This window comes from Bifidobacterium thermophilum, from assembly GCF_002846655.1.
In the GTDB taxonomy this organism is placed as follows: Bacteria; Actinomycetota; Actinomycetes; order Actinomycetales; family Bifidobacteriaceae; genus Bifidobacterium; species Bifidobacterium thermophilum.
Genome location: NZ_PCGX01000008.1, coordinates 498,795 through 520,718 on the forward strand (window position 1 = coordinate 498,795; position 21,924 = coordinate 520,718).

Consider the following 21,924-nt stretch of genomic DNA (forward strand, 5'->3'; position numbering starts at 1 on the left):
CGGGCCGTGTCCATCTTCCGGCTCCCGGATCGTCATCGTCAGCCGTACTCCATAGAATGGGTATTATGAGTATTCAAATCGCACCTAGCATCTTGTCCGCCGATTTTTGCAATCTCGAGCGTGACCTCAAAGCGATCAGCAATGCCGATCTCGTCCACGTCGATGTGATGGATCACCATTTCGTGCCGAACCTCACCTTGGGCGAGCCAATCGTCAAGCGTATCTGCGAGGTTACCGACCTGCCGGTCGACGTGCATCTGATGATCGAGGATCCGGACCGCTGGGCTCCGGAGTATGCGAAGCTCGGCGCGGCGTCGGTGAGCTTCCATATGGGCGCCACACATGCGCCGGTGCGTTTGGCCCGTCAACTGCGTGACATGGGCTGCAAGGCTTGCTTCGCGGTTCGTCCTGCTGAGCCCGTCGAGCCGATTTTCGACATTCTTGACGAGTTCGACATGGTTCTGATCATGACCGTAGAACCGGGCTTCGGTGGCCAGAAGTTCCTTGACAACCAGATGGGCAAGGTTCGTCGCTTGCGCGATGAAATCACCCGCCGCGGTCTGGATACCCACATCCAGGTCGATGGGGGAGTTAGCCCCAAGACCGCGCACATCGTCGCCGATGCGGGCGCCGACGTGCTCGTCGCAGGTTCCGCCGTGTACGGTGCCGAAGATCCCGCCGCAGCCATCGAATCAATCCGTGAGAAAGCCCAGGCGGCATACCGGGCATAACCGGCCGCACTGCACGCAACAACAGACAACATAGGGAGACAACAAGTGAAGACCTTCGAATCACTGTTCAAGGAGCTCAGCGAGAAAGCCCAGACCCGCCCTCAAGGTTCACTCACCGTCGGCGAGCTCGACAAAGGCACGCACTTCATCGGCAAGAAGATCGTCGAAGAAGCCGGGGAGACGTGGATCGCTGCCGAATACGAAGGAGCGGAACGCACTGCGGAAGAGATGAGCCAGTTGATCTACCATCTTCAGGTCATGATGATCGATCGGGGCATCACACTGGAAGACATCTACAAGAACCTGTGAGCGTCCTGTCTTCGGGAACCGCAGCAATTAGGGAGGAAATATGTTAAGGATTGCCGTGCCAAACAAAGGCATGCTGTCGGAACCGGCTTGGAACATGCTTGCCGAGGCAGGGTACCGCCTGCGCAGCAACTCACGGCAGTTGGTCGTCGAAGACCCTGATAACGATATCGAGCTGTTCTACCTTCGCCCGCTGGACATCGCCGTGTACGTGGGCCGCGGAACCATCGACGTCGGCATCACCGGCCGCGATCTGCTGCTCAATTCCGGCACCGAGGCCGTCGAGCATATGCCGCTCGGGTTCGGTGCATCCACGTTCAGGTTCGCAGCTCCCGCGGAATCGCCGATCAACCGTCTTGAGGACATCGATGGCAAGCGCGTTGCCAGCTCCTATGACAAGCTGGTCGACGATTATCTCAAGGCCCGCGGAATCCACGCCGATATCATCCACCTTGACGGCGCGGTCGAATCATCCGTGCAGCTTGGTGTCGCCGATCTCATCGCAGATGTCGTCTCCACCGGCACGACGTTGCGCAATGCCGGCCTGCGCGTGTTCGCCGACCCGATTCTGCACTCGGAAGCCATCCTCATCCGTTCCCCGCGTGTCACGGAGAACGACGAGCGCCTGACCATCCTGGGCCGCCGCATCCAAGGCGTCTTGACCGCACAGCGGTACGTGCTCATGGACTACGATATCCCCGTCTCGAAAGTCGCAGCTGCGGTCGAGGTCACGCCGGGCTTCGAGAGCCCGACCATCTCCCCGCTACATGACAAGCAGTGGGCAGCCGTGCGCGTCATGGTGCCGCGTGAAAAGGTCAATCAACTGATGGATCGGCTCTATGAGGTCGGCGCCCGCGGTATCATCGTCACCGCACTCCAGGCATCCCGTATCTGAAGTCCCCGGTGTATATGAGCGATACACACACGCATTCCAACACCTCAGGGGAGCAGTACAGCCCTGAAGCACGCGACGTGATATTCACGGTGCCCAATGGCATCAGCGTTTTGAGGATTATCTCAATCCCAGTGATTGCCGTCTTGGTGTCCAAACACGAGATGGTCGCCTCGTTGATCATCATCGCCCTGTCGGCCATGTCCGACGGGCTTGACGGAGTCATCGCAAGGAAATTCAACCAGGTAAGCAAACTTGGACAGATCCTCGACCCTATCGCTGACCGGCTACTCATTTTCTGCAGTATCCTCGCCCTCGGCATCGCCCATGTCATCCCATGGTGGGTGTTAATCGTCGTCGGTATGCGGGATTTGCTCATGGGAGTCCTCATCGTGATGCTCGCGCAGCACGGGTATGGGCCCCTGCCGGTCCATTTCGTGGGAAAGACGGGCACGGCTCTGCTTATGACGGCGATCGTGTTGCTGATTTTCGCCGATATCTGGAGAAATCCGGCAACATTGACCTTGCATCTGGTTGCCTTGGCCATCTGCATCTGGGGCATCGCGTTGTACTGGCTCGCAGGGCTTATCTACGCACATCAGGGACTGGGACTGATCCGTAACGACAACAGGCAGTGACATATGGCAGATACGCTGCATGAAGCACGACAGGCGCCGGACTCCATACCGATACCGAAGGAGACGGCGCCTGTGCGCACGCGTGCTGTCTTTTCCGCTTCCGCAGCATCACTGGGCGCACACCATGCAGCGCCGTCACCTGACATGCCCATCACTCCGAGGCGCAGGCGCCCCCAACTGGAGGATGATTCACTGCGTCTCATCGATGACCTGACGAACCGTCCGATGGACCCGATGTTCAGCGATTCAAGGCTGGACAAGCGGCCGAAATCGGCTTTTCGTGTGTGGTCGACACGGGTCATCGTGTTCATCATCTGCGTCGCCGTAGGATTCTCCGGTAGCATCATCGTCCAGATTCTGCACACCGACCCTCGCAAGGAGATTCGCAGCAGTCTGGCGAAGGAACTCACACAGCAGACCAAACATCTCAACACCCTGAACAGTGAAGTCTCCTCTTTGAGAGTCAAGGTGGAGAACCAGTCCAAGAAGCTGGCCAACACCACCAAGAACGACACCTTGACCTACGACGAGATGGCCACCGGCACGATTCCGGTGACTGGGCCGGGTATCACGCTGACCATCGCGAACCCGCTCGCCGCGAACAGCGACACCACCTCGGGGTCGTTGCCGCGGGAAAGCAGCTCGAATATCCGTGTCGTCACCGACGGCGATTTGCAGGTGTTCATCCAGATCCTATGGCAGGCCGGTGCGGAAGCCATCTCCATCAATGGCTATCGTCTAGGTGTGCAGACTTCGGTGCGCACCGCAGGCCAGACAATTCTGGTGGGTGTCAATCAGGTGCAGAGCCCCTATAAAATCCAAGCCATAGGGGATGCAAGCGCGTTGGCCTCCGCCGTGGGGGAGAAGAGCCAGCGCTCTTTATATACGACGTTGAAAGGCGCGGGAATCTACCCGCAAATCACGACGTCGAAGTCGATTACACTGGAAGCGGCAAGCTCAAGTGAAATTAGCTACGCGGAAAGGGCGAACTAATGGCTGCAGTATTGGGGCTGATCATAGGCGTGGTCATCGGCATCTTCGTAAAACCGGATATACCAGTCGTCTTGCAGCCGTACCTGCCGATCATGGTCGTCGCGGCGCTTGACGCGCTGCTGGGAGCGGCCCGGGCGTATTTCGAACGCACATTCTCCGACAAGGTGTTCGTGATTTCGTTCATCTCCAACGTATTGACCGCCACACTGCTCGTGCTTCTGGGCAATCAGCTCGGCGTCGGCTCGCAGCTGCAGACCGCAGTCATCGTCGTGCTGGGCATCAGAATCTTCTCCAATGTGTCCGCAATCCGCCGGTTCGTCTTCAAGGCGTAATGTCATATGAGTCATAAGAAGGAACCACAGGATTTGCTCAGCCGCGTGCACCGCCAGCATGTCGCGGACAGCGCAAACGACCATACCGAGACGGGATCGTTCCCGGTTGTCAGAAGAAAACCCAAGCGTTCGCTACAAGCGAACGCGGCCCGCACCCGTTTCATGACCAGCCTACTTGTGCTCTTGCTGTGCGCATTGCTTGGTTTCAGCTATGCCATCCAGCTGAACAACACCACATCAACATATGAGACGATGAGCGAGGACGAACTGACCAGGCTTATCACCGAGACCAGTTCCCAAGTGCAGAATCTCGAACAGCGCAAAAGCCAGCTGACCGAACAGCTCACCGCGCTGCAGAAGGCCGCGGACAAACAGGCGGAAGCCGAACACATCGCCAAGCAGAACGAAGAGACCAGCGGCTTGCTCTCCGGCCGTCTGGCGGCACAGGGCAAGGGTGTGGTAATCACCATCAGCAAGGGCACGAAGGACCGCATCGATGCCGCCACCATGTTCGAACTGATCGAGGAACTGCGCAATGCAGGTGCGGAAGTCATGGCGGTCAACACCGTGAGAGTCGTGACGTCAACCTACTTCGCCGACACGAAAACAGGGCTGATTTGCGATGGTCAGGAACTATCCACACCGTACAAGGTCAAGGCTATCGGCGACCCGCAGAATCTGCAGAACGCCGTCAATATCGCCGGCGGCGTCGGCTCCAGACTCAGTGTGAAATTCGGCGCGAAAGTCAAAGTGACATCATCCGATAAGGTCGAAATCAACGAGATTCGCGACGTACCCCAATATCAATACGCAAAGACTGTAGAATAGCAAGTATGACTGATCCGATTCCAAGCGCAGGCGAAACGACCATCATCGGGATGCCTGCCATCACAATACCCATTACCACGACCGGGGACCGTCCTCTGACCCAGGAAGACCTCGACACCATCACCAAATTGTCGCCCGGCACGGCGCTGCTCATCTCGACGCGAGGCGCTGTATCAGGCTCCAGGTATCTCCTTGACGAGGACGAAGTGACGGTGGGACGCGACCCGCATGCGGACATCCTGCTCGACGATTCGACCGTGTCGCGTCATCATGCGGTCTTCCGCCGCACGAACGGCACGTTCGAAGTCATCGATGCAGGAAGCCTCAACGGTACATATGTCAACCGTCAACGCGTGGATAACGCGGTGTTGCACAACGGTGACGAAATCATGATTGGTAAATTCAGGCTGGTATTCTTCGGCAACGCCGCGCAAGCCTGAATTTCGGCGTGATCAGCGGCAATCCCGCGATCACGCCTCTTCTTCCCGCATGCGACCTCGGTACGGTCTCCAAGCCACGGCAGTATTCTTCAGAAAGGGCACAGGTGACATGGCAGTCCATCGTGCTACTCACGCGTCGAACGCTACTGTGTCATCCAGTGACATCATCATCGTCCAGGGTGAGTTGTTTTCCTTCCCTGACGATGACAAGCCGACACGCGGGTACCGGGGGACTGTTGCTTCGAAAGTCGCCGGCATCACCTACCGTCAGCTGGATTATTGGGCGAGGAAACAAATCGTTGAGCCGTCCATCAAAGCCTCGCATGGCTCAGGTTCGCGAAGGTTGTACTCGTTCAAGGACGTGCTGATTCTCGCTGTGTCCAAACGGCTGCTTGACGCAGGCGTGAACCTGCAGAACGTGACCATTGCCATCGGGTATCTCATGCAACGAAGTACCGCGCAACTGGAGCATACGACGATTCTCAGCGACGGCGAGCATGTGCACGAATGCCGGGATGGGGACAGAATCGGCGATGTGCTCGGCAGCGGAACTGCGGTGTTCGGCATTTCCGTGACCGCGCTGTGGCATGGAATCGAGCAGCGGCTTGAACAAGAGCCGCACGTCGACGTGTTTCCCGATGGTTCCGTCACAGCTTCCCAGATGCCAAGCGGTGGACCGTTCGAGGAGCTTGCGCAAGCCCGTATGCGCAGGAAACTTGAAATCCGGCACGAGGAACGCAGCATGCAGGACTTAGATGAGTATGATCCGTTCCTTGTGCATGTATGAGTAGCCGGGCATTCACGCGCGGCATGCCATTGCCGCTGCGGATCGCCGTTGTTGACAGATATGCTCTGATATAGGTTTATTGTCAGTTCTAAGGAGTTACATTCGATGCCTGCTCTTCCGCTTGTTCTCTGGCTGATTGCCTTGGTATGCTGCGTCACCGTCATCGTGATGGTGCTGAAGACAGATACGCGACGCTCCCATGCCGGTCATCCGACGGATTCGGCGTCCGCCACCTCTGTAGCGTCTGCTGCGTCTGCTGCCAAGACAGCATCAGACGGCGTTGTGGCGTCAGGCGATACCGTCGCGGCAGGGGAGGGGGAGAGCACAGATCCTCGTCCGGTCAGCAAAACCGTCATCATCCTGCATTTCGTCTCGTTGATTCTTGCTATGGCGCCGTATATCGTGGCTACCGAAGCCGCGGACAGCATCGGCAAAACCATGCTGTCCTGGTATGACAGCGTCGAAGGCATCTCTGGGGCGATTCTGATCGTGCTCATCGCCTTGGAACTGTGGTTCATGTACCGACAGGCGTCACGCGCTGCGAAAGCCGAAGCCGCACGCGCCAAACTTGCCGGGCATAAGAACCTCGAGCATGCCAATCAGTCTGCGCAAACCGGGAAAGACAACACCGGGAAACACGACGATGACGCCGTCTCGGCGGCAAACAGCGGGAATGACCGGAAGTAGTCCTTACGTGCTGACTCCTGCACATCGCTCCCGCATCGGCGATATGAGTCACGTTCGATTTACCAGCGCGTGGTCATCCACCAACCGGGCAGAAACACCAGGAGACAGATTGCACTAATCGCATACGCCGATATCATCAGCGCGCGTGTGACATCGGGGAAACAACCGCGGTTCCGAAATCGCCTAAACGATCCGCCTACGAAGAAATACAACACCCACAAATCACCGAACGAGCGGAACAAGGGCAGACTCACGCCGGGACGTTGCGGCAGCAAGGATGCCACAGTTCCATATGTGGTCCAGGCGCTGAGTAGACACAGCAGGACACAGAAGAATATCCACCTAGCACCGTCATGCAAGCGGTAATGGATCACGGACACAGCAACGGCATACACCAGAAAACCGATATCCAGTATCAGCGCAACCATTGCCGGCAGGGACCAAGCCATAGCAACCTCACTACACGTCATCAAATATCATCATGGTGTGCCGAACGCCATGTCGAGCCGAAGCCGATCCACGCGATAACAACGCCGTCGTGACAATGGTATCAATGACGTTTGGCGCCTACACCAATGATATGACGACGAACAGTCACGTTGGAATTCCTATCGGGGTGCCGACGCTGATTGTCGCAAATCGCAAATTCACCGGGATGAGAGCGTGCGTCGTTGTCGTATTGAATCGTCGAAAGATATGCGATTGCGTGCATGGGAAGGAGTCAACAGTTACAATCTGACATAACATATGTTTTTCGGATTACAGTTCGCGTCAAAGGACTTGGAACCATAACCAAGCTCCGAAAGAATCGACAGCCAATCCCAATAATTCGTATGCAAGACAGGCTTGCCGTTATGCATCTTCACCTTACCGGGCTTCGACTGGGAATCCGTAATCTCATTAGCCGCACGCCAAATCGCATTACGCCCAGGCAACGCAACGGACTTACGCGTCGTGCAATACCGCGAATACGTATCAATCACGTTGTCAGACAAGCGAAGTTCCTTGAACAGCTGATGCTCCGGCAGGGGAGCAGCGAACGGCTCGACATCCGGATTCTTACGATTCACCCGGTCAACCGCGGCAATCCACCGATCGGCGAAATCAGCTTGGAAAGCGTCCACACGCCCCTTGTCCAGACGATGACGGAAGAACCAGAACACATGGAAATGCACATGCCAACCATTGGCCGGACTGAACGTGCACTCCATCGCACGGATATACCCGAGACGCCCCAATCCATCAAGCATCGACCGCGTGCCATGCTGCTGCATCACGCTCCGCCACACCTGCTGGATCATCGCACGGACAGACTTCAGCTCGTCGCCCAGGTCATGACGCAACGTCAACGTGCCGAACACGACACCGTACCCGCGCTCCTGCGCAACCTTCAGAGCCTGCTGTATCTCGGACTGACGCACGTTCTGAATCTTCGCATTGCACACCGGGCAGCACCAAACACTGCCACAGGTACGCAAGCCACTGAACCTCGCCTTATGCTTGCTGTCCCAATACAGGCCGACACCCGTCTGCTTCGAGACGGGACGCCCGCATCCCGCGCAAGCAGTACCAGGCAGCAACCGACGATTCACGGCACGCTGCGCCCAACGCTGGGCACGGAACTTACGTGACAGCAGCTCCCGCGTCGCGTGGTTGTAATGCCGGCCGACAGGGGCCGCATAACTTGCCATGCTCTCAAGGGCGGCTACGCCGCCGTCGCATGGCGGTTGTGATACACTGGAATCAACCATGAAAACCTCGCAGTTAGATTGGTTACCGTCCCGCGATCTTCCCATCGCGGGACTTTTTCTATTCTGGTAGTGGATTATAGTCGTCCAACGTGGACGTGGTGTCCTGTTGCATATCGTCGAGGTCACGGGCTATCAGCATAGAGACATATGCGCTTCTGCTGACGCCGATGGGTGCCAGGTAGTCGTCCATGCGTTTGACGAGTTCGGGGCTGATGCTCATTTGTATGGGGGCTTTTTGTCTGGCCATTCCGTACCTCCTTTCATACTTACATTATACACTATATGTTGTCGTTGACAACATCGGCGTGTCGTTTTTTAGTGAATCAGCCACGACCAGGCGGGGAGGACCCCGAGCAGGCCGAACACGGATATGGTGTAGCCGGCTATCATCAGAGCCCGGGACGCTTCGGGGTACACGTCGCGATTCATGAAACGCCTAAAGGACCCGGCAACGAAGATATAGAAAATACAGACCCAGCCGAACGCGATATAGACGGATTGCGATTCATTACGGGGGAAGAAAGCATATTGCACGGTTTTCACCATGGCATTGACTCCGATCAGGCACAGCAGCACCGCGAACACGATCCACCGGTCGCCGTCGCCCAAGCGGTAATGTATCAACGGCACCGCGACCGCATAGACAAGGTAGCCAGCCAGGAGCAATTCGGCGGTGACGAAAAGTGCGATATTCAACATACCTCCATTCCTCAATCCTTAAATGTGATTACATTATACATCAGTAATGTTGGTATTGTCAATATCTCTTGTATCGGCGTGTCGCGTTGTCAAGGCCTACGGCCTTGTGTGTCGGGGGCGACTGTCGCCCCCGAACCCCTACACCCCACGCCGGCATCGCGCCTATCGGCGCTCAACCGACGAGGGGCCCCGATCGCGCGATTTGCGCGCTTTAAGAGCCACGTAATCGTCGCACGTACACTCGGGGACCCGGCGACGACCACCGCACACCGCGCACCGGCCGGACAACAGCACCGTGCCGATTGTGCTGACCGAATCCAGCGTGTCGTAACACAGTCTCGCCACATGACGCGACAGGAGGAACCAACTCGACTGCTGCGGGTCGAACCTCCTACGAGCGCCGTTGATATCCAACTCCGTGTAATCGCTCGCATCATACGAGAGGAAGCGGAACAGCCGGTTGGACCGCCAACGACTACCCTCCGCAGGACGCGACAAAAACCCGTAACAGATCGTGACCGTGCGCGTGGTCTCGCGCAGGATCTTGTCCGCACGCGACCAGGACGGAGCCGTCCACCGCAACACCAGGTCACGCTTGCGCAGCTGCTGCAACAGCGTCGCGATCTGCGGGGGCAGCGCGTCAGTCTCACGGCTCGACGCGATGGACGCGACCTCGTCCAACAGGATATCCGCGTGCCGCGCGTTGAGGATCTGTGACCAGTCGTGAAGCATGACGACGTTCGGGGGAGTGGTGCCATCCGGCCAGGTTAGAGGAACGGTCGTATAGATCATGCGCCCGGCGTAGAGACTGGGTAGAGTGTCATGCACCATGCAGAGCGTTTTACCCGACCCGTTGGAACCGATGTACGCGGTGATAGCGAACCGGGTGCGATACGAGCGTCCGCAGTCCCGCTCACGGGGCAACGGGACCGGAAAGCCGGGCGCGGGCACGGGCGCAGTCGCGCCCTCAAGCCCGCGCCCCGGCCCCGCCGAACCCGAATCCCCACGGGAACGAGCCAAGCGGTCGCGCGTGACCGCGACCAGGCGACGCAAACCCCGATTATCATCCATCAACCGTTACCTCCAATCCAGGGCAGATGCCCGATCGCCGCGCGCGCCGCACGCAAGGCGAAGCACCCAGACACGAACGCGACGCCGGCAAGGACGATGACCCCGAAGCGGCCGAACGGGATCCACACGCCGAACCCGTGCAACCGTGACAGGAACTCGGCGACTTCGGGGGGAGGGGACTTGACAGCTTCGGGGAAATCCACACCATCGAAAAGGTGGATGAACCAGTTCCACAGGTCCGCGCCGATCTTCATGAGCCATTCGACGATCATTGCCCGTCACCGCCCGTGTGGAAGTCGAAGATGGCCATGAAGGCACGCCGGCACAACAGCATGACGCCCAGGGCGCACGCGATCGTGAGGAACGCCCGGCACAAGCCCGGCAGCCAATCCAACTGTTGACCCGGACACGCGTCCAGGAAATCGGCGTCATCGAACACTTTGAATCCGGCGAAATGGAAGGAGACGCGATACCCGTGGCAGTCGCCCAGCCCGTCAGTGAACACGGGACGCCAGTTGTCACGGATCAGGTCGAGCTTGACGACGACACTCGTGCGCGTACTGCGCTCTACCCTGGTGCGCGTGGTGGTCACCACCTTGTCGTCGGGCTTGAACAGGACACGACCGGCGCATGCGACCGGCTCGTAGAGCCACTTCAACGGGTTGCCCGCCGTCTCCATCTTCACACACGACCCGTAATCCACCTTCGGGTCGGCCTTCGCGACCGGCTTGTCCAACGGTCTGCCGTCCGGGTCCGCACCCACATCACCAGACCGCTGCGCCTGCTCGCTGAAACTGTTAGCATACGCGACACATTCACCGATAGGCACCTCGGTGATCTTGCCCGGCACATCATACGAACACTTATACCGAAGCGCCGGCAGTTCCTTCGTGGTCGTTTTCGTGGATACCGTCAACTGATGATCAGGGATCAACTGTTGCGTCTCCGTATACCAGTCCGCGCACGCGTACCCCTCGCCGAAACAGGACTTGCCCGTGGTCAAGTCGATAAGGTCGAGACGCTTCTGCGCCGCGTCCACCTGGGGGATCGTGACATCGCCGACATGCTTGGTAGTACCGTCATCGGCCACAACGTCATAGCTGATATTGGACGCCGTGGTCTTGCCGTCCGTGCCGACCGGCGTCGTCACGGACGCCGGCACCTTCACGTCCTCCGGATCGGCCGGATCACTGACCGAGCTGCCTACGTCATTGCCCTGGGGATCCTTGGCCGTCGCTTTGACACGCACCTTCGGTTTCCTGGTCTGCAAATCCGCGGGGCACGACTTATCGCACTTATGCCAGGCATGCACATTGGACGCCATCCTGGTTCGCCCGACGAAATCATCGGACTTCCGACCGATAGCCATATGGGAGCCATTGACATAGTCATACCCGACATAACCATCTTTAGGCGTGACGAGTACGAGCAGTTTCTTGAAAATATCATCAGCCTTGCCAGGCAACGCCCATGTCCTGGCGTTTTGTTTACCCGTGAAGCTGGCAGCATGCGGATTATAGCGAAAATAAGAAACCGTATAAGACGGGTCATCCGGTATGGATTGATCCAAATACGCATCAGTCAAATAGAGCCTATGGGGAGTACTGGAAAAGATACCGTATGCGGGGACATCGTACGTCCAATTATAATTCCCATCCGTTCCGGTCAAGGGGATAAGCATATCGAGACGTAACTTCCAATCTGCTATATCCTGAGATTTTGAGAGCAACCAATCACCCTCAGACCGAACTTGCGAAGCATCATTAAAATCGTCACTATGACCATCTAGAAAGACCAAGGAATGGCCTTTATCGTCAGTCGCCTGGGTCGAGCGCATATAAATTTTGCCATAAGGCGTGTCCGCGTAATACCAAGACGTATAGGAGTAATGCAATGTCGCCAGATCGCCGTCGTGGTCGCCCTGACCCTGATATTTCGGTTTGTCGGGATCCTTCGCACTTTGTTTCGCGAACTTGCGTACAGACGTAGCGGCCTCACCGTCAGCCGGGAAGTGTAACGCATCATACTCGTCACAGTTCAAGCCCTCACCGATACCGAACAGTAAACGCATGACGTTTTCGCCCGCTTCGGACCGGTCGCCGAGCATAGCCGTGGACCCGCAAATGTCATCATCCGTGAAGAACCAGGTGCGAATCTGATGGATGCCGTTTTGCACAAATGAGAACGGCTCAATCCATGCGTTCACGGTATCGACGAAATGGTTGAGCGTGGAATGCGCTTTCTTGACTTTCTCCAGGCGCTTGTGGATACGCCGGTCGCGCGCCGTCGCATGCCGGCCCCATTCCAACTCACGCAATGATGGGTTATTGCTCGTATCGCCGGAATACGCGTCGCCGGCGCCGTTCTTCTGTTCCTCTTCTAGGATCCTCTGGGCATATGAGCTGCCGTCGTCCATATCCATTGTATAGAGTTCCGTGTACTGTTCGCTCTTCTTCATTTTCCGATTGCTGTACGGCTTAACGTCGGAAGCGGGGGTCGTACGTAAAGCGGCAGCACGGACACGCACGGGGGATGTGCCGCACCGGGACACGTACCCGCTCGGCGCAGTACCCGACGAAGATCCGTCCTCAGCGCCGACCGCCGAATCAGCGTTCAGCTCGCTCGTCGTCACGGACAGTTTGCGCGACCACTCGTCAATCTCCGCACTCGTGGGCACATACCCCGGATCCCCGTAATTCAGTTCGCCCGCGTTCGAGCGCGCGTACCCGTCCGCATACACCTTGCCGTAGACATTCCACAGTTTGACAGCATCGACCGTGGTGTCCCCGTACACCAGGCGCGCACGCCGGGCACGGACCAGGCTATTCCAATCATCATCGGACGGGACGCCATTCGGCCGGTCGGCAAGCCGCGCGTCAACCTTCAGATCACCCGTCATCGTGGGGATGGTCCGCGCCACATCCTCCTGAAGCCACAACGGATAATCCGACTCGCCGACACCCATACGGCCCATAGCCTTCACCGCGCCGCCATACCACGACGGATACACCACATCGGCGGCCGCGGGAACCGCCGTCACCACCGCGGCCGACACGACCGCGAGCACCGCGAACGCGCGCCGCGACACCATGCCAGGTACAAACATCTTCATAAACACCCCAAACAACGGATACAAAAAGCCCGGGAGCGCACAGCCCCCGGGCATAACGCACGCAAGCGCGAGCGTCATTTAGCGGTACGCTTGAAGAAGCCGATAAGCTTCGGAACGCCCCACATGATCACAGCCAGACCCGCGGCCGCGGCAATCACAGCCGGAGCGGCGCCGTTGAACTGCGTAGACGCGACATCGGTGAAGTTCTTCACCAAGGCGCCCAGATCGGTGGTGGTGGCACCATCGACAGCAAGCACAAGTCCGTTCATATCTTCTTTTCACCCCCTTACCAACACGAAACGATGCAGGAAACCAAGCAGGAGACCCGCGGCCCAAGCCGCGAACAGCAACATCGCGTCAGACACGAAGCCCCCAAACCCTAACGCGCGACCCGCACGAACAGGACACGCAGCCAATCACAAGCGACCAACGCCCCCGTGACACCCGAAAGCAGCAGAACCAGCGACACACGCGTCACCTCCCGCCGAACATGTGGAACCCCGAGGAGAACACGACCAGAATCGCGAACACCCCGCAGAACTCCATAAGGTCAGGGGACAGGCCCGTCAGCATCAGCGGCCGGCCTGACGCAGGAAGTTGAGCTTCAGGAACCCATAAGGACCGCCCGTGCGCTTGCTCACCCCGTAGATGATGAACGGACGCACGACCCACGACACCACGTCGCCCGGCTGGCAGCCGGCCGCCTGGAGATCACGCGTCGCCTGCGCGCTGAACGAAACATCGCTGATGCCGTCCGCGTTCTCGAGCTGCACCGTCGCATACTCGTTGCCCTTGTCGTCCCTATCCGTCTTCACGTACCGCACGGTACCGTCGAAGCGGAGACCAGCTTCACGAATGTTAGCCATGAAAACCTCGCAAATATCATCACCTTGATAACCAATCGCCCCCGAGGGGACACCATCATCATGCACCTGGAAAGGGCATGCGGGAAAGTACGCAAGCGTACCATTCCACGGTGCTGCCGGCCCATGGCGATGGGCCGGCGCGAGGGGGGCCGCCCCCTCGCAATACACCCCCGGGGACACCGACCCCCGGGACCCGACGCGCTGACGCGCGCGCCGGGTACGGGCCGGGAAGACTCAGGCCCGCGGCGGGCAGCAGAACGACACCGGCGGCAGGGGAGCGGAACCCTCCGGGTCGGGCGCCGCGAGCAGACCGAGCGGATAGGGCAGCGTCTCGTCATCGAACAACGGGCCGGACGGCACCACGGAATCACCGATCACGTTCACCACGCCGGTCAACGCCAGGGGAGCGGACTTGTCATAGAGCGCCTGCGCGGAGATCAGGTCGATGCCATGTTCATGGTTCGCGCGGACCCATTCGACAACCTCGTAGTCGCGTTCCTCCACCACCAGCGTCCACAACGTGCCGTACCGCGCGTGCGTGGACTTGACGATATCGTCAAGACACCAATACGTCGCGTTGCCCACGCGCATCCGGTCGATGCAGTCGAGCCAACGCACATGACGGGACGGGCGCAGGTAATCACCCGAATACCCCGACATGCTCGCGAACAGGCGGGTCGTGACCATCGGCCGGTCGTAGAAGCAGATGACCTGGTTCATGCCGATGCGGCACAGGTCGCTGAACAGATACATGATATCCTCCTTGGATCCATATGGTTGATTGGTTACCGAAAAAATCAGATGTAGTAATCGCCGCCGCCGACGTTCCGCCGTCGCAGATGGGGCGGCTTGGTATGCAGGGCGTTCGACCTGCACCAGCGCAGGCAGACGGACGGGTCGCCCCGGTACTTGTCGCACACGTCCAGCAGACCGACGGCGAGATGCTCGCGGCGCGACAGGCACCTGGACCAGTCCCAGACCGTTAGGACATGGCACTTCGGGTCCGCGAACTCCTGGGCGGCAATCGTCTGGTCGTCCTGCTCGGGCGCAATTCCCAGCAACGCCCGCAAATTGCGCGACCAGACCAGGGCGCGCGACCCCTTCATCGCGCGGTAATACGCCTTGGCCAGGGCGATGACGCGCTCGGGGGAATACCCGTACTTAATCAATCTGACATAACATGCATTATCGGATGTTAACGGTACCACTTCCGTCACCGCTGACTGAAGCGCTTCATGCGTAGTTATTCCCTGCAATCACGCACGCAATAAGAACGCCCGGATGCATATCATTCTGCATCCGGGCGAATGTGTTATGTTCGAATCGGCATCCATTCCGATTATGGATTGTCGATTGCCTTTGATTTAGTTTTCGTCAATGTTGAAGTAATCTTCGACGGCGTCACGCAACTGGCTGACTTCGTCGATAATCCGGTACGCGCCATGTTCGTTGAGCTCTCCGGGCTCGGCGTACCCCCATCCGCAACCCAGGCAATCCAAGCCGCATGCCTTCGCGCCTTCGACATCCGTCCAGCGGTCGCCGACCATCAACGCGCGATCACCTTGGATGACATCGAAGCCCATATTTTCGAACGCGTACCGGATGACCTGGTCCTTGTCGAGCCTGGAATTGTCTTTGCTGGCGCCATAGACTGCATCGACCAGCTTGTCAAGCCCGAAATGCTCGCAAATCGGCTTCGCCTGATATTCCGGCTTGCACGTCGTGACGGCCAGGAAATACCCGTCGGCCCTCAATGCTTGCAACTGCTCAGGAATGCCCGGATACACAGTGTTATACAGCTTTCCCGGTACCTTGTTCCCGGGATGATTGGGGTCGTCGAACACCGCCTTGTTGCTGTAATAATCACGATAAATCTCGACGGCTTTGGCCAACTGATCATCCGGAATGTGATTCCGCTTCATCGATTCAATGATCGCCGGCCCGATGAACCGGTGAAGTTCCGCTTCGTCCGGCACCGGACGGCCAAGCGCCTCAAACGCCTTAATCACGCAGGCGATGATGCCCGGGTCAGATTTGGTCAACGTACCGTCAAGGTCAAGCAGCACAATGCGCCGCGGTGAATGCAATACGGTCATACGGTCCTCTCTCCGAATGCTCCGAAGGCTGTAAGGTAAACGTCTTCTCAACGCTTCTCCCCATTCGTATTATGCCTTGAACGTGTGACCTTGGCGTGTTCGAACCAACGCACGGGAATCCACTGATACACGGGAATCCCTCCGATATACGAAGAGCCGTGCCAGGGGCAATATCCATGGCACGGCACTTCAGTACAACAAGTCCGGCTCAGCGCTTGTAGACGCTGAGCCAAGCCAAGGAAATCACTCGTAATCCGGAATCCAACCGTCACGATGCATCTGAAGCCGCTTTTCCAACAACTCCTTGAGCTCATCCTCAGTACGGCGCTCCATCAGCATGTCCCAGTGGGTACGTGTCGGCTTGTTGATTTCGTCGTCCTCGGCGTCCTGATCGCCTTCACGATGGGCGATCTGACCGCAACGGCATTCCCATTCCTTCGGAGGCTCAGCACCTTCGGCAAACGGGACAATCGTACGATGCCCGTTCGGGCACACGTACGCGATGTCACTACGGGCCGCGAAATCCACATTGTCGTCTGATTCCAGTGACTTGGCTCCGATGCTCATACCGCGCAGACTGCGTTCTGCCATGTCGATCCATTCCTCCTAGGGGTTTAGTCAACTATCCAAATTACCTAACAGCCCGGACGCACCGCATATTCCCCGGGCGAAACGAGCCATGGCTTGGGGGCACAATCCTGAACAAACCCAAGACGAGCAGGGGGAACGACCCCGTGACCCCTTGTTCCTCAGTCAACACCCGAGTAAGCCACGACTCCCCTGTTAATCATCAACTGGGCGGCACGCGCATGCACGGACAGCGGTCCCTCGTATTCCGGAACACCGGGAAGCGCTGATGCTATCTGCTGCAACATATCGGCCAGGCGCTTCATGTTGCGTACAAAATCGCCGCCGGTCAAATCCATGTCGTGAAGGATCACGGCCAGAGGTTCACCGTCGGCCCATGCATACACCGCATCGACAATCCCGAAATCTACATCCGGAAGCCGCTCCAGCCCATAATCCTCACGCAACGCATTGATACGCATGCTCATCACGCGCAACTGCGAGCAGACATGGGCGACCGGACCGGTAGAGCCGCCAGGATACCGGCGAGGTTCACCACCCTCTCCCCTGCGCGACTCATAGACAAGCCCAGACAACGCGGCGGCAAGCTGCTGCGGGGTCAAGGTATCCAGCAAGCCGGTACGGATCGCTTGGGCGAGCACAAGATCTTGTTCACTGTACAGCTGGCGGAGGAGGCGCCCGCCGGCAGTTAATTCCAAAGAGGTTTGCTCCTGGCCGTTCAGATGGCGTTCGAGATACCCCAGTTCGACAAGGATGTCGCAGATGCGGTCGAACTGCCTGGCCACGGACCCTGTGCGCGAATCGTAACGCCGTTGCACCCGGTCGAGTTCGCGCCGCTCCCTCATCCAGCGATGCCCCCACCTGAGGTGTTCCTGCACATCAGGGCATGAGGCGCAAGGATGGTGCTGCTGTTCCCATTTGACTTCGGCAATCTGCCTGTCGAGATCATGGAAGGCCTCACTACGCGCCTCTTGAGACGGGAACGAACGATGTTTGAGTTCGCGCCGCCCGTTCTTCTGCAAATCGCTGAGTTTCATCCTTAGCAGCATGAATTGGGTGAAATCGCCGCGATCGCAGTATGCCGCCTGCTCGTAGCCTTCCAAAGCATGTTCGAGCGTATGGATTTCGGATTCAAGCTGCCACGCCGACTCATTCGCCTCCCATTGCGCGAAGGACTGGTCAAGCGTCTTGCGGGCGGTTTCGTAGGAGCTGGAATACAACAGATTCACAGCCATATTGAAAGTAGGTTTGAAACTCGAATGCAACGGATACACACGTTTGCTGGACAACGCCGCGGCGGTGGCCGGAACGAACCCCTTATGGTCGACAATCACCGCGTGGCCGATCGTATCGATACCGCGACGCCCCGCACGGCCTGTCAGTTGCGTGAATTCTCCAGGGGTGAGCATGACGTGCCCTGTACCGTCGTATTTCTCAAGTTTTTCGACGATGACGCTGCGGGCGGGCATGTTGATACCAAGCGCGAGAGTCTCCGTGGCGAATACCACTTTCACCAGACCCTCTTCGAACAGACGTTCGACAATCTGTCTAAACAGGGCGATCATACCTGCATGATGCGAGGCGAAACCTTCCTCCAACGCGAAACGGAATCGCGAGAATCGCAATGCTTTGAGATCGTCGCGGCTCATCTGCCCTTCGACCATCTCATCGACAATCTCACGGATCCGCATCGCCTCATCGTCAGTCGTCAGTTCGAGCCCCGCATTGATGCACTGCTCGACCGCCTGATCGCAGCCATTACGTGAGAAGATGAAATAGATTCCGGGCAACATGCCGAGGAAATTGAGTTCGTCGATGACTGCCGCACGCCGTGGGGTAAACCGCTCGACTTCATACTGCGAACGACCGGCCCCGCGGCCGAAGCCCCGGCCTTTGCGGGATCCATGGGGTGGACGCCTGCGGGCGGCTTGATGCTCCAGCTGATCGATGCGTCTGGCCAATTGCGGATTGAGCCGTGTTGTGGCCTCACCGTCACTGTCGCGACGATACAGGTCGATGAGCTCCGGTTCGGTGCGCTCGTTGGCCTGCACCATCACATGCTGTTCAAGGGGCACCGGACGATGCTCGGACACGATTAGCCTGGTGGAGCCACGCACCGAGGAAATCCACGCGGAGAAATCCTCGACATTCGATACCGTCGCAGACAATCCGACGATGCGAACGGATTGCGGCAGGTGAATGATGACTTCCTCCCACACCGGTCCACGGAATCGGTCGGCAAGATAATGGACTTCGTCAAGAATGACGTATTGAAGCGCGAGCAGGGTGTTGGAATGCTCGTACAGCATATTCCTCAGCACTTCCGTGGTCATCACGACAATATCCGCCTCTGAGTTGATGGACGTGTCCCCCGTGAGCAACCCGACATGCTCGGCGCCATAGATTGCGGACAGATCATGGTACTTCTGGTTGCTCAACGCCTTGATCGGCGTGGTATAAAACGCCTTGACATGATGTTCGTGCGCCAAGTACATCGCGAAATCCGCGACTACCGTCTTCCCCGCGCCCGTCGGGGCTGCCACAAGGACATTGTCCCCGGATTCCAAGGCTTCACACGCCTGAATCTGGAAAGCGTCAAGATCGAACGGCAGCGATGACGCGAACCTTGCCACGGCCGTTTTCCGATACTGCTGGTTGCGTTTGAACCGCTGGTACCGTTGCGCCGGAGAATCCTGAATCTCCCCCTGACTGTGGCTGGAATCTGTCCCACGCCCTTGCGGGGCATAATGCGAATGTCGAGACATGCCTTCTCTCCCCCATGTCAACACTGAACGAATACCGTGGAACGGTGTTACTCGTTAAACACGCCCCAACGACGCCATACGGCCTCATGCCGTTCGCGCTTGTGTTCCTCACGTCTGATCACTTGGGCGTGGGCGGAACTGTACTGGTCGATGGATTGCTGGAGCGGAACCGTGAACGATGCCGGTTTCGGCAGCGATTCATCGACCCCGTCCGCCGCGGCAAACTTGCTGCCAATGGCATCACCGAGCGAGGAGACCACATGCAATGCGGCCAGACCCCGTCTGAACACATACCAGACACCCGCGGCAAGAGATACCAGCAACGCTAAGACAAGCACAACCCAAACAACCCACCATTGCATGGAAACCTCCTGTCAAACGGATACGGACAGCATTCGAGCCTATCAGTCAGTGTCGTCTTCACGCTTGTCCACGCTGAGTTCACGCTCGGCGCGTGCCTTGATCATCGAACGCAAGGTCTCAGGGGCGACCGCTGTGATATGCCGCGCGTGGGCAATGCAGAAGGCCACGAACCACGAATCGGAAGATACAATCAGCCGGACTTTCTGCCCGTTGCCGCACGGTTCCACCGTCGCGCCCGGGAGCCGCTTGGTGAACGGTAAATCAGGCTGGTCAGTGATGAACACGGTCTGCGTGCCATTGTCGAAACTCCACTTGCGCAGTTCACTCACCGGTACATCCGGGATATCGAGCTTCTTGGTCGGCTTGACCAGCTCGGCCTTCTCGATACGGGCAAGACGCAGAACCTGCCACACTCTGGGCAGACCGTTCGCCTTGTTGATGGTGACGTCCTTCTGCACGAACTTGGCTTCATCGTGCGGAGCTGCGGATGCGACATCCGTCCAGACCGCCACATAGTACACGCCCTCATCCACGAAAATCTTCGCTGGGGCCACCAGCTTACGGCGGGTACGACCCGCGCCATCCGTGTACTCCATGTCGAGCAGGCTGTCCGTGGAAATTGCACGCTTGACGACCGAGAACGCACGGGGCTCGAGTTCGTAACCGGTCAGGCTCAGCCACGGCGTCTGACCGGGCTTGACATGCTGACGCAAGCGCGAATACAACGACTGCGCCTGGTCGCGCTGCTGATCGGGAAGCAATGACGAATGGGCCAGATAACTCACCGAAGCCGTCAACATGCTCAGATACTGCTGGGAAATGCCGGCGAGACGCTCCAAACCAAGGGAATTCGTGGCCGACACGATACCCTCACTGTCCAGAAGCGGCCAATCGATATCGAAGAACTGGCTACCCGCCATCTCACCGTCATCGGACACCGTCGTCAAGGTGTTGATGTCCTTGTGGATGATGTTGACGTACTTGGTGAGCTCATCCTCGGACTTGGGCTTGCCAATGAAACGCTCCGCAAGCTCGGCCAGCGAGAACTCCTCGCCGAGATGGGCAGACAGGAACAGCATGAGCCTCAACCTGCGGTCAACTTCGCTGCCGGTCTGGAATGACGGCCCGATCTTCTTCTGACGGGCCTTTATGCTTTCCGGATCACCAGGTTCGTGCACCTGCCGACTGATCGAGGGAGCATTGACCTCCAAGCTCTCCGAATTCTGGGCGGAGTCGGCTAGCTCGAACTTCGTCGCCGCGGTGAGCCTGCGGTTGAACGCGTCCACGGCCTCCTGAGGGCTGACGATATACGCGCCTGGATGTTCGAGCACATACATGGCCAAGTCGTCGGAATCCGTGTAGGCGACGTTGATGCGCTCGCCGTCGACATCCACGGTTGCCGCAAAGCGACGGGAATCAATCACCTTCACCAGCGATTCGGGCAAGGTCTGTGTACCAAGCCCCGGAGCGATGGAATCCAAGCCAAGACCGGGCACAGGCGTCTGAGGGACGCGCGGCGCGGTCCGTGAGGTGTGCTGGACCTGCTGACTGGAAGCGCTTGACGAAATCGACATGGAACGCGCGAGGTAATTCGCTGCGGCGAGCACAGGCAAATCCTCCGGCTCGAAATGCAGGCGGACACGAGGCTCGTCCCCGAGTTGCAAGCGGTATGACGCGAAATCCTGACCTTCGGATTTCGAGGAATATTCCGGCTGCCGCGATTCAATTGCGATACCCATGGCGGCGAGTTTGGCGCGATCACGCTGGAACTGCTTGGCGAAAGCCGCCTTCGCCGCTTGATCAGCCAATTCCCCGTATGAGTCCGCATACGCCTTCACGCGTTGCGCGATCTGGCGCGAAGTGAGCCATTGGGGGAAGGCTGATGACAATACGGCCAAGACATCAAGCTCGTGCTTGCCCCATTTGTCGGAAAAACGCCGTCTCCCGTTGCTACCCTCTGCCATTAGTCCTCACGTATC

Annotated in this window: 25 protein-coding genes; 10 read left to right on the top strand and 15 right to left on the bottom strand. The window is 58.2% G+C overall.

The genetic code is table 11. The features are described 5' to 3' along the window. The first annotated feature begins 65 nt into the window (after positions 1–65). The 10 genes from rpe (at position 66) to CQR48_RS04750 (ending at position 6,634) form a co-directional block, all read left to right on the top strand. A complete protein-coding gene (gene rpe, locus CQR48_RS04705; RefSeq protein ID WP_015450549.1) occupies positions 66–731 on the top strand; it encodes a ribulose-phosphate 3-epimerase in 666 nt (221 codons plus the stop codon). A gap of 45 nt (positions 732–776) precedes the next feature. After that, a complete protein-coding gene (locus CQR48_RS04710; RefSeq protein ID WP_029576760.1) occupies positions 777–1,040 on the top strand; it encodes a phosphoribosyl-ATP diphosphatase in 264 nt (87 codons plus the stop codon). A 40-nt stretch (positions 1,041–1,080) separates the two neighbouring features. Beyond that, positions 1,081–1,932, top strand: coding sequence for an ATP phosphoribosyltransferase (gene hisG, locus CQR48_RS04715; RefSeq protein ID WP_033492560.1), 852 nt, complete (start codon positions 1,081–1,083; stop codon positions 1,930–1,932). Between the two features lie 14 nt (positions 1,933–1,946). Beyond that, a complete protein-coding gene (locus CQR48_RS04720) occupies positions 1,947–2,567 on the top strand; it encodes a CDP-alcohol phosphatidyltransferase family protein (RefSeq protein ID WP_029576758.1) in 621 nt (206 codons plus the stop codon). Positions 2,568–2,570: 3 nt separating this feature from the next. After that, positions 2,571–3,560 (top strand): DUF881 domain-containing protein, encoded by a 990-nt coding sequence (locus CQR48_RS04725; protein WP_033492558.1) that lies wholly within the window; start codon positions 2,571–2,573, stop codon positions 3,558–3,560. Continuing rightward, positions 3,560–3,892, top strand: coding sequence for a DUF1290 domain-containing protein (locus CQR48_RS04730; protein ID WP_015450554.1), 333 nt, complete (start codon positions 3,560–3,562; stop codon positions 3,890–3,892). The genes CQR48_RS04725 and CQR48_RS04730 overlap by 1 nt, the downstream gene beginning before the upstream one ends. Positions 3,893–3,898: 6 nt before the next feature. Then, positions 3,899–4,720 carry a DUF881 domain-containing protein gene (locus CQR48_RS04735; protein WP_101452145.1) on the top strand — a complete coding sequence of 274 codons (822 nt, stop codon included), beginning with the start codon at positions 3,899–3,901 and terminating at the stop codon, positions 4,718–4,720. 5 nt (positions 4,721–4,725) lie between these two features. Beyond that, positions 4,726–5,160, top strand: a complete 435-nt coding sequence (locus CQR48_RS04740) for an FHA domain-containing protein (protein WP_015450556.1) — start codon at positions 4,726–4,728, stop codon at positions 5,158–5,160. A gap of 109 nt (positions 5,161–5,269) precedes the next feature. Further along, positions 5,270–5,947 carry a MerR family transcriptional regulator gene (locus tag CQR48_RS04745; protein ID WP_244898940.1) on the top strand — a complete coding sequence of 226 codons (678 nt, stop codon included), beginning with the start codon at positions 5,270–5,272 and terminating at the stop codon, positions 5,945–5,947. Between the two features lie 105 nt (positions 5,948–6,052). Beyond that, the gene (locus CQR48_RS04750; RefSeq protein ID WP_015450558.1) at positions 6,053–6,634 is read left to right on the top strand and encodes a lipase chaperone; all 582 of its coding nucleotides are present in this window, start codon (positions 6,053–6,055) and stop codon (positions 6,632–6,634) included. Positions 6,635–7,362: 728 nt separating this feature from the next. Here the strand turns inward: CQR48_RS04750 and CQR48_RS04760 are convergent. From CQR48_RS04760 to CQR48_RS04830, 15 genes are all read right to left on the bottom strand, one after another. Then, the gene (locus tag CQR48_RS04760) at positions 7,363–8,385 is read right to left on the bottom strand and encodes a protein rep (RefSeq protein WP_143252480.1); all 1,023 of its coding nucleotides are present in this window, start codon (positions 8,383–8,385) and stop codon (positions 7,363–7,365) included. A gap of 58 nt (positions 8,386–8,443) precedes the next feature. After that, positions 8,444–8,632, bottom strand: coding sequence for a hypothetical protein (locus CQR48_RS04765; protein ID WP_101452148.1), 189 nt, complete (start codon positions 8,630–8,632; stop codon positions 8,444–8,446). Between the two features lie 68 nt (positions 8,633–8,700). Next, the gene (locus CQR48_RS04770) at positions 8,701–9,084 is read right to left on the bottom strand and encodes a hypothetical protein (RefSeq protein WP_101452149.1); all 384 of its coding nucleotides are present in this window, start codon (positions 9,082–9,084) and stop codon (positions 8,701–8,703) included. A 162-nt stretch (positions 9,085–9,246) separates the two neighbouring features. After that, on the bottom strand, positions 9,247–10,155 hold the full coding sequence (locus CQR48_RS04775) for a hypothetical protein (RefSeq protein ID WP_101452150.1): 909 nt from the start codon (positions 10,153–10,155) through the stop codon (positions 9,247–9,249). Continuing rightward, the gene (locus tag CQR48_RS04780) at positions 10,155–10,427 is read right to left on the bottom strand and encodes a hypothetical protein (RefSeq protein WP_033492545.1); all 273 of its coding nucleotides are present in this window, start codon (positions 10,425–10,427) and stop codon (positions 10,155–10,157) included. Before CQR48_RS04780 ends, CQR48_RS04775 begins: the two co-directional genes overlap by 1 nt. Further along, a complete protein-coding gene (locus CQR48_RS04785; RefSeq protein ID WP_143252482.1) occupies positions 10,424–13,267 on the bottom strand; it encodes a hypothetical protein in 2,844 nt (947 codons plus the stop codon). Before CQR48_RS04785 ends, CQR48_RS04780 begins: the two co-directional genes overlap by 4 nt. Before the next feature lie 74 nt (positions 13,268–13,341). Continuing rightward, positions 13,342–13,536: a hypothetical protein gene (locus CQR48_RS04790; RefSeq protein ID WP_033492541.1), complete on the bottom strand. Its 195-nt coding sequence runs from the start codon at positions 13,534–13,536 to the stop codon at positions 13,342–13,344. Positions 13,537–13,839: 303 nt separating this feature from the next. Next, on the bottom strand, positions 13,840–14,133 hold the full coding sequence (locus CQR48_RS04795; protein ID WP_029576744.1) for a hypothetical protein: 294 nt from the start codon (positions 14,131–14,133) through the stop codon (positions 13,840–13,842). 234 nt (positions 14,134–14,367) lie between these two features. Continuing rightward, positions 14,368–14,886 (bottom strand): hypothetical protein, encoded by a 519-nt coding sequence (locus CQR48_RS04800; protein ID WP_101452152.1) that lies wholly within the window; start codon positions 14,884–14,886, stop codon positions 14,368–14,370. A 44-nt stretch (positions 14,887–14,930) separates the two neighbouring features. Then, positions 14,931–15,302: a hypothetical protein gene (locus CQR48_RS04805; protein ID WP_101452153.1), complete on the bottom strand. Its 372-nt coding sequence runs from the start codon at positions 15,300–15,302 to the stop codon at positions 14,931–14,933. 195 nt (positions 15,303–15,497) lie between these two features. Continuing rightward, entirely contained in the window at positions 15,498–16,229 is a 732-nt protein-coding gene (locus CQR48_RS04810; RefSeq protein WP_015450560.1) for an HAD hydrolase-like protein, read from the bottom strand. 243 nt (positions 16,230–16,472) lie between these two features. Then, positions 16,473–16,820: an RNA polymerase-binding protein RbpA gene (locus CQR48_RS04815; RefSeq protein ID WP_101452154.1), complete on the bottom strand. Its 348-nt coding sequence runs from the start codon at positions 16,818–16,820 to the stop codon at positions 16,473–16,475. A gap of 158 nt (positions 16,821–16,978) precedes the next feature. Then, entirely contained in the window at positions 16,979–19,582 is a 2,604-nt protein-coding gene (locus tag CQR48_RS04820; protein WP_101452155.1) for a DEAD/DEAH box helicase, read from the bottom strand. A 47-nt stretch (positions 19,583–19,629) separates the two neighbouring features. After that, positions 19,630–19,944 (bottom strand): hypothetical protein, encoded by a 315-nt coding sequence (locus CQR48_RS04825; protein ID WP_015450563.1) that lies wholly within the window; start codon positions 19,942–19,944, stop codon positions 19,630–19,632. A gap of 42 nt (positions 19,945–19,986) precedes the next feature. Further along, positions 19,987–21,909 carry a helix-turn-helix transcriptional regulator gene (locus CQR48_RS04830; protein WP_101452156.1) on the bottom strand — a complete coding sequence of 641 codons (1,923 nt, stop codon included), beginning with the start codon at positions 21,907–21,909 and terminating at the stop codon, positions 19,987–19,989. Between the last annotated feature and the right edge of the window lie 15 nt (positions 21,910–21,924).